The organism is Arthrobacter sp. SPT-J7 (genome assembly GCF_059089965.1).
This window is the reverse complement of sequence record NZ_JBNHFF010000325.1, coordinates 1-2,717: the sequence shown is the minus strand read 5'-3', so window position 1 is coordinate 2,717 and position 2,717 is coordinate 1. Positions and strand designations below refer to the sequence as shown.

At 66.0% G+C, this 2,717-nt stretch carries 4 protein-coding genes; 1 reads left to right on the top strand and 3 read right to left on the bottom strand.

The annotated features are described in order from the left end of the window. Nucleotides 1–48 precede the first annotated feature (48 nt). Genes AC5RWX_RS32120 through AC5RWX_RS32110 form a run of 3 tightly spaced genes read right to left on the bottom strand, consistent with a single transcriptional unit; the run spans nt 49 to nt 2,304 of the window. Nucleotides 49–270, bottom strand: coding sequence for an SCO4848 family membrane protein (locus tag AC5RWX_RS32120; RefSeq protein WP_494100228.1), 222 nt, complete (start codon nt 268–270; stop codon nt 49–51). A 3-nt stretch (nt 271–273) separates the two neighbouring features. After that, nucleotides 274–771: a DUF2505 domain-containing protein gene (locus tag AC5RWX_RS32115; RefSeq protein ID WP_494100227.1), complete on the bottom strand. Its 498-nt coding sequence runs from the start codon at nt 769–771 to the stop codon at nt 274–276. A gap of 42 nt (nt 772–813) precedes the next feature. Continuing rightward, nucleotides 814–2,304, bottom strand: coding sequence for an SDR family oxidoreductase (locus AC5RWX_RS32110; RefSeq protein WP_494100226.1), 1,491 nt, complete (start codon nt 2,302–2,304; stop codon nt 814–816). A gap of 227 nt (nt 2,305–2,531) precedes the next feature. On the opposite strand from AC5RWX_RS32110, the gene AC5RWX_RS32105 reads away from it, so the two are divergent. After that, a partial coding sequence (locus tag AC5RWX_RS32105) for a hypothetical protein (protein WP_494100225.1) occupies nt 2,532–2,717 on the top strand: 186 nt, incomplete at its 3' end.

Genomic DNA, 2,717 nt, shown 5'->3' with positions numbered 1-2,717 from the left:
GTCCGGCCCTCCTTCCCGCAGGAAGGAGGGCCGGACTTCTGTGTCGACTTAGCTGAACAAGCCCATGATCCCGATGATGGCGGTGGCCGCCCCCAGCACCATGGAGATGCTGACCAGCACCACGTGAACGGTGAGGAACTTCGTGGCCTTGCCGGCGGCGTCCCGGGCCCGCGGGTCCTTCATGACCCGGCGCAGGAACTGCGGCCAGACCACCAAGGACCAGAGGCCGGAGATGACCAGGACCAGCGCGGCGAAGACTGGCAGCTCCACGAACTAGTGGCTTTCCAGCCAGGCCTGCGCCTGCTTGGCCTGCAGGTTGAGTGCCTTGGCGACCATGGGCTCTGCGGCGTCCGCAATCTTTCCGCCGAGGAACGGAACGGAAGACTTTACTGCGCCTTCAAGCTCTACCCGCGTTCCGCCGTCGGCCGCCACGAGCCGCTGCACGGCGGTGACGTCCACAGGGGCGCCCGCGATCTTCAGTGAGATGTTGCTCTGGCGGGAACCGTCGGCCGCGGGGGCATCCCAGTTTTCCACCTGGGTCACCTTGAGGTGCTCACCCACGAACTTGCGGGCGAACTCGGGAAGCCGGGTGGTGGGCAGGGTCCGAACGGACGTGGCGCTGAACGCGCCGGCAACGTCGCCGTCCACGGTGAAGGATTCGAGGCTGCCGCCTACAAGCTGGCTGACGTGGCGCTGGAAATCTTCATTCACCAGGACAGCTGCAACGTTGGGGACGGAGTGCGGAAGGGTGGTGGTTGCGCTCAAGGCCATGGGTCCTCCTGGGACGTGGGATCGGATTAGGCTCCAAACATCCTACGGGGTCCCGGCTGTCCGCTCCGCATCCGCGAGGGTGCGCGCCGCCCCGGTGATGTTCCTGGCCATGGCAGGAAAGATCAGGCTGTGGAATGGAAGGACCGCCAGCCAGTACAGCCGTCCGGTGAGGCCCTTGGGGAAGAAGATGGCCCGCTGCCGGTACCTGCTGCCGGTCCCGTCCGGCTCCACGGCCAGCTCCAGCCATGCCCTGCCCGGAGCACGCATCTCCGCACGGAGCCGCAACAGCTTTCCGTGGTCGATCCGTTCCACCCGCCACCAGTCCACTACTTCTCCGGTCGCGAGCCGCCCGGGATGCCGGCGTCCCCGCAGCAGTCCGGCGCCGCCCGTCAGTTTATCCAGCCAGCCGCGGACCTGCCAGGCCAGCGGCAGGGAGTACCAGCCGTTGCGTCCGCCGATTCCCTCGATGACCGTCCACACGTAGGCAGGGTTTACGTCGCCATGGAAGGTCCGCTCGTCGATGTAGACCTTGTGCCCCGCCCAGTCCGGGTCGCTGGGCAGGGGATCGGCTGCCACGCCCGCGTTGGCCCACGTGGTCTGCACTTGGCCGTCGCGTTCCTTGCTAAGGGCCAGGGCAACGGCGGTGCGGTAGCCGGTGAGGCCGCCATCGGGCTGCGGAATGTACTCGTCGATGTCGTGCTCATTGGACACGGCGTCGTGCTGGAGTGACTGAACCAGGGGCACAGCCATGGACAGCGGGATGGGTGTGGTCAGGGCCACCCACATCCCCGCGAGCTTCGGCGCGGGGACAGGCAGTGCCAGCACTACCCGATGCGGCAGGCCCGCCTCGGCGGCGTACTCCTTCATCATCCCGGCGTACGTCAGCACCTGCCGGCAACCGATGTCGAACGTGCGGTTGATGGGCGCCTCCAAGGACGCCGCGGACACCAGGTAGTACAGGACGTCCCGCACCGCAATGGCCTCGATCCGGTTGCGGACCCAGCTGGGCGCCGGCATTAGCGGCAACGTCTCGGAGAGATGGCGGATCATTTCGAAGGAGGCGGAACCGGAACCGATCACCACCCCTGCCTGGAACACGATGGCGTCCACCGGGCTGCCCAGGAACACTTTGCCCACGGCCTCCCGGGAACGCATATGGGTGGACAGTTCCACGCCCTGGGGGTGGAGCCCGCCCAGGTAGACGATCCTGCCGACTCCTGCCGCCGCTGCGGCTTCGGCCGCCGCGCGTGCCATCGATTGTTCCTTGGCTTCGAAGCCTGCCCCGGCGGCCATGGAATGGACCAGGTAATAGAAGACGTCGACGCCGGAGAGTGCCGCCCGCAACGCGTCGCCGTCGTCCAGGCTGCTCTCCACAACCTCCACCCTGTCCCGCCACGGCACACCGGCGATTTTGTCGGGGGAGCGCACAAGGACTTTGACGTTGTGGCCCTCCTCCAGAAGCTTTGGCACCAGCCGGCCGCCGATATAGCCGGTTGCCCCGGTGACCAGGACGGATCTGCCGGTGCCGTTCATCGAAATCTCCTCAATACGTGTGCTGCTGCCGGCGCGTGGATGCCACGCCAGCTTAGCAATCGGGGCCAGGAGCTCCGGCTCTGGCGGCTGCCCAAGTTTTTCCAAAGGGCCCCCGACCATGCTGGGGCCGTTCAGCGAGACCGAGCGACCACAACGAGGGGGGAGCCGGTTAGTACTTGATGGAGAAAAAAATGGCAAAACTTCGCAAGCCGCGAAAGGAGGTCAGCATGACACGTTCCAGCGCCTTGACGAACGCAATGACGCGTAAGGTCACCGCCGGGGCACTGGCTCTCGTAATCGGGGCGGGAGTAGTCCCGTCTGTGCTCGCCCCCGCTGTTTCTGCTGCTCCCACGGGCCAGGACTTCACACTCAATGCCGGTGATATGCGGTTCATTCTGAAGCAGATCAAAATC